The 5,599-nt window shown below is 56.1% G+C and carries 5 protein-coding genes; 2 read left to right on the forward strand and 3 right to left on the reverse strand.

Annotated features, from left to right (window positions below):
• Positions 1 to 90 precede the first annotated feature (90 nt).
• Entirely contained in the window at positions 91 to 483 is a 393-nt protein-coding gene (locus HUJ17_RS03165; protein WP_290509311.1) for a YkvA family protein, read from the reverse strand.
• Positions 473 to 1,255, reverse strand: coding sequence for a ParA family protein (locus HUJ17_RS03170; protein WP_290509312.1), 783 nt, complete (start codon positions 1,253 to 1,255; stop codon positions 473 to 475). The genes HUJ17_RS03165 and HUJ17_RS03170 overlap by 11 nt, the downstream gene beginning before the upstream one ends.
• A 445-nt stretch (positions 1,256 to 1,700) precedes the next feature.
• Between HUJ17_RS03170 and HUJ17_RS03175 the strand changes: the two genes are divergently transcribed.
• A complete protein-coding gene (locus HUJ17_RS03175) occupies positions 1,701 to 3,044 on the forward strand; it encodes a cytochrome P450 (RefSeq protein WP_290509313.1) in 1,344 nt (447 codons plus the stop codon).
• Positions 3,045 to 3,177: 133 nt separating this feature from the next.
• On the opposite strand, the gene gorA is transcribed toward HUJ17_RS03175, so the two are convergent.
• Entirely contained in the window at positions 3,178 to 4,542 is a 1,365-nt protein-coding gene (gene gorA, locus HUJ17_RS03180; RefSeq protein ID WP_290509314.1) for a glutathione-disulfide reductase, read from the reverse strand.
• 369 nt (positions 4,543 to 4,911) lie between these two features.
• On the opposite strand from gorA, the gene HUJ17_RS03185 reads away from it, so the two are divergent.
• The gene (locus HUJ17_RS03185) at positions 4,912 to 5,562 is read left to right on the forward strand and encodes a transglycosylase SLT domain-containing protein (RefSeq protein WP_290509315.1); all 651 of its coding nucleotides are present in this window, start codon (positions 4,912 to 4,914) and stop codon (positions 5,560 to 5,562) included.
• The last annotated feature ends 37 nt before the right edge of the window (positions 5,563 to 5,599 follow it).

A 5,599-nucleotide genomic window follows, 5' to 3' on the forward strand; every position in this document is an offset into this window, starting at 1 on the left:
GCCCAAAATGGCGATCGGGTTAATGCTCTCTTCTGGCACAACAGGCCTTTCGAAGCCGAAAACGCCAGCACTCGCTCCCCTACCCTATGGCTACTCCGGATCTTCCTGCCGGTCACGCCACCTCTGGTAACGCTCAATATCCTGCCGGGAAAATTGCCAGGCCTTGGCCAGCACTCCCATATCATCCAGCAAGCCCAGTCCGATAATCGGGTCGGGAATAGCATCCAGTGGCATCAGAAAATACACCAGCGCTCCGGTGATGGTCAGCAGGGTTGCCCAAGGCACCTGGCGGTAGCGTCCCGTCGTCCAGTCCAGCAGCATCCTGGCCAGCATTTTGAGCTGCTCCGCCGCTTCGCCAAGCCGTTGCTGGAGCTGGTCAGAGCGATTGAAAACCGCCCTGGCAAGCCAGCGGCTGGCCGTTGCCGAGCGCAAGATGCGTTCGGCACGGCCGGAGGCCTGCTTAAGGAACGGATTAGCGGCCATGGAGTTCGTGGAACAGGGCCCGATATTCCTCAGTCAGCTTGTGCTTGGGTTGCAAGTTGACGAGCGGCGTGGCCTGCTCATGGGACTCGCGCATCACCACACTGGCAGACAGCTTGCTGTTCAACATTGGCAACCCCTCCTCTACAAGCGACGCTACCAGCTCCTGGGGCAGCCGGGCGCGGGGCTGGAACTGGTTGACCACAATGCCTTCCACCTGCAACTCGTCGTTGTGATCCTCACGGGCTTCCTGAATGTTCTCAAGAAGGGTGTACAGAGCCTTGCGCGAAAAGGCATCACAATCGAAGGGGATCAATACCCGGTCGGCAGCAATGAGCGCAGACAGGGTATAAAAATTATAGGCAGGCGGGGTATCCACAAAGATGGTATCGAAATCCTTGGCCAGGCTTTTCAGCAGGCCGCGCAGCTTGTAGATCTTGTGCTTGGATTCCAGCATGTGCTCAATTTCGCCCAGCTCGCCATCCGAAGGCAACACAAAGAGGTTCTGGAAAGGGGTGGCATGCACGTATTCACGGGCATCCTTCTCTTTCAACCGAAACGACAACGTCTGGGCAAAGAAGGTACCGATATTGGGCTTCGGGCCCTCCCCATTGCTGTAGGCCGGCATCCCAAGCAGGTATTGGCTGGCGTTGCACTGCGGATCCAGATCCACTACCAGGGTACGATTTCCTTCGGCAGCACTGATGGCAGCCAGGTTTACCGTGATACTGGACTTCCCCACTCCCCCCTTCTGGTTAAACACCACACGACGCATTCCTTGTTCTCCTTAGTACAGCAGGCTTGCGGACTGTCTGCAGGCCATGGCTTGCGAGCACTCGCAACTATTGGCAGTCACACTCAACCCCGGCCGAACTGGCTCACTGGAAGACATAACCGACCAAGCCCGGCCTGCACGCAGTTTTTGTTTGTTGCCGAATCATACACAGGCCTTGGTGGCTCTCCCAGTGCCCACCGCCCCTCTTTTTCTGTCCACAGTTTCTGTGGATAACCGGGTGCATAACCCCTGAGTGACGGGCCCCAGCCTCGCCGGGATGCCAGTCAGGCCGGTTACGGTCAAAAAAACAGCACAAAACCGGCAAATAGACAACATCTGAGCCGCTCAGCTGACAGGGAAATGCCATAACGAAATCTGTTTAGTGTTGTTGAGCTGAGTGCACTATCCAGCTAAAAGTAGACGTACTGTTTATCAGGAGAGATCCATGTCACAACCGTTTTGTTCGTTGCCCGCCCAGAGTCAACTTCGGGCCGTTCCCGGCGACAAGGGGCTACCGCTGATTGGCCATACCCTCTCCTTCATGCGCGACCCGATCGGCTTGATGCGAAAGCGCTATGATCAATACGGCCCGGTTTCGTGGACCAGCGTATTCGGCCTGAAAATGGTGCAGATGCTGGGCCCGGACGCCAATCAGTTCGTTATGCTCAACCGTGGTGATTTGTTTTCCAATCACCAGGGATGGGACTATTTCATCGGCCGTTTTTTTCATCGTGGCATCATGCTGCTGGATTTCGAGGAGCATCGCTGGCATCGCAAGATCATGCAGCAGGCTTTCAATCGGGATGTGTTGAAGGGTTACCTGGACAGGATGGGGCCACACATCACCTCGGGCATTGCTCCCTGGAAAGAAATTGCCGACTTCCATGTACTCAGTGCGGTAAAACAGCTGACCCTGGATCTGGCCACCGATGTTTTTATGGGGTACGAACTGGGCCCGGAAGCTGATGACATCAATCGGGCCTTTGTTGATACCGTTCGCGCTGGCACGGCCATCGTGCGCACCAGTGTTCCTGGCCTGCGCTGGTCAAAAGGTCTCAAGGGGCGCAAGGTGCTGGAAGCTTTCTTCCGCAAGGAAATTGCCGCCAAACGCCAAAGCCGCGATTCCGATCTGTTCAGCGTGCTATGCCATGCAGAAACGGAAGACGGAGAACAATTCAGTGATGACGATGTGGTCAATCACATGATTTTCCTGATGATGGCAGCCCACGATACCTCCACCATCACACTCTCCACCCTTTTCTATTACCTAGCCAAAAACCCACAATGGCAGGAACGACTGCGTGAAGAAAGCAAAGCACTGGGCAAAGCCAGTCTGGACTATGACGACCTTCCCAGGCTGGAAGGCATTGGCATGGCCATGAAGGAAGCCCTGCGGCTATGTGCGCCGGTGCCTTCACTGCCACGCAAGACCGTCAAGGATGTGGAATACAACGGCTTTTTCATCCCCCGCGGCAGCTTCATCAATGTGGTGCCCTACTTCACCCACTATATGGAAGAGTACTGGCCGGAACCTGAAAAATTCGACCCGGAACGGTTCAGTGACGCCCGCCGGGAAGACAAGGTACACCCCTATGCATGGGTACCCTTCGGTGGCGGCGCGCATAAATGCATCGGCCTCCATTTTGCGGAGATGCAGGTGAAGGCAATTCTGCATCAGGTGCTGCTAAATTATCGCTGGAGCGTACCGCAGGATTACGAAATGCCAGTGGATACCACCAGCCTGCCGGTGCCCGGGGATGGCTTGCCGGTCAAGCTGGAGAAAATCTGACACCCTGTCTACCAGCGTGACTCTTGCACATTGATTCGCTGTAGGAGGCTGCTTGCAGGCGAACCGGGTTGGCCGCAAAGCCGATGTTCGCTTGCAAGCGAGCTCTTACAGTAAGGCCAAACAATATTGCTGCTCAGGCGGTGATTTTTTCTCCCTGGCGCATCGTCACCAGCTCTTCCGCCGCCGTCGGGTGAATGCCCACGGTGGCGTCGAAGTCTGCCTTGGTGGCGCCCATCTTGATGGCTACCGCAAAGCCCTGGGTGATTTCCGCCGCATCCTCACCGGCCATATGCAGGCCAAGCACCTTGTCGGTTTTATCATCCACAATCAGCTTTATCAGGCTGCGCTCCTGCTTGTCGCCCAAGGTATAACGCATGGGCCGGAAGCTACTTTTGTAGACCCGAATCGCAGGAGTCTGCTGCAGCGCCTCTTCCTGGCTGAGCCCGACGGTCCCGATGTTCGGATGGCTGAAAACAGCAGTGGCGATATTGCCATAATCCATTTCGGCCTTCGGCTTGCTCTCGCCGAACAGCTTCGCGGCCAGCCACATACCCTCCGCCAAGGCGACAGGAGTCAGCTGGACACGATCGATGACATCGCCCAGCGCGTAAAGCCCCTGGATTGAGGTGGCAAAACCCGCATCGACCTTGATCGCCCCGTTGCCCGTCAGTGCTGGCGCCGCCCCTTCAGCAAACAACCCATCCAGCTTAGGCACACGGCCGGTGGCGTAAAACACCTCGTCAAAGGTTTGCTGACTGCCATCCTGATAAGTGAGTTGCTTGCCACCACCGACAATCTCCAGGCGGATAACATCACTGTTGAACTTGAGATCTACCCCCTGTCCGCGCATCTGCTCTGCGACGAATTGACGAATATCGTCGTCAAACCCGCGCAGGAAGAGGTTTCCACGGTATATTTGTGTGACCTGGCAGCCAAGGCCATGCAGAATGCCAGCGAATTCGGTGGCAATATAGCCACCACCCACCACAGCCACCCGTTCGGGGAGTGCCTCCAGGTAGAACAGATCATCAGAAATCCGCGCCAACTCACAGCCGGCAAATTCCGGCACGAAGGGTTTGCCGCCAGTGGCTATGAGGATATGGGCAGCACTCAGTTCCTGGTCGTTTACAGCAACCCGTCCCTGGCCCAACACTTTGCCATGCCCCTCAAAAACAGTGACACCAGCCTGGTCAAGAATGCGCTGGTAAATGCCATTCAAGCGATGGATTTCACGGCTTTTATTATCCCGCAAGGCAGCCCAGTCGAAGGACCAACCCTGTACGGAAAAGCCGAAATCTTCTGCCAGAGCAAATTCCTGGGGAAAATGGGAGCCGTAGGAGAACAGCTTCTTGGGGACACAGCCCACATTCACGCAAGTACCACCAAAAAATCTTTCCTCAATGATAGCCACCCGGGCACCATGGCTTGCCGCCATACGTGCCGCACGGACACCGCCTGAACCGGCACCGATCACGACCAGATCAAATTCTGTTGTCACTGCTGTCTCCTGCTAGGTTTGCCCCTATTGTGCGCAGGGCGGGAGGATTAACAAGGTTGCGTCGTTGATACGCTCCATAGCCAGTAGCAATGGGCTTACGCCATTCCATCAAGACACCGGAATACCTACCCGGCCTCTTGGGCCTCGGGGCCTGTAATAGTATGATGTCAATCCGCTGTATAGCCACGCTCAGCGGGTCACACCGACAACTCGTCGGTAATGACTAATAACAATCATGGGCGACGCTATCATGGGGGTAACGTCCGCCAGAAAAGCTGATACCGGGTAAGTATTGCTCCCCGGCCAGACTTTTCCTTAAAACAACAATGCGCAGAAAAAACAGCGCACCGAATGGGGAACGGGAATCCAATGCGACTGACCGGGCTGCTGACTCTGCTAATGAGCGGCATGATCAGTTTTTCAGGCACTGCCGGGGCCAGTGATATTTACAAATATCGCGCCGCGGACGGCACTATTCTGTTCACGGATCAGCCCCAGGATCGAGTCGGCAACGATCACACCCTGCTATCCATACGCAAGGGCTGGAGCTATCAACCCCGAGCCCTGAGCGATATGGAGCGTGATCGCTACGATAACCTGATTACCTTTGCCGCTGGACAGCACCGCGTAGATCCAGCTCTGGTCAAGGCGGTCATCCATGCCGAGTCCCTCTTCAACCCTAAGGCCGTATCCCGTGTTGGCGCCCAGGGCCTGATGCAGCTGATGCCGGAAACCGCTGCCTATCTGAAGGTCAGCAACCCGTTCGATGCCCGAGAAAATATCCTCGGAGGCACCCGCTTCCTGGCATACCTAAAAGGCAAATTTTCCACTCTGGACCATATCCTCGCAGCCTATAATGCTGGTGAGGGCAACGTGCGCCGTTACGGCGGCATTCCGCCCTTCAAGGAAACCCAGGCCTACGTTCGCAAGGTCAAACAGCTGCGCGATCGTTACAGCACCCACTTTGTTGCCGATCTTGGCGAAGAAAAGGTGGTCTACGCCTCTCCCATCCGCCGATAGCCCGCTGCCCTCCCGCTTTTGCAGGAGCTTGCCTGCA

This window comes from Alcanivorax sp. (genome assembly GCF_014762765.1).
Classification (GTDB): Bacteria; Pseudomonadota; Gammaproteobacteria; order Pseudomonadales; family Alcanivoracaceae; genus Alcanivorax.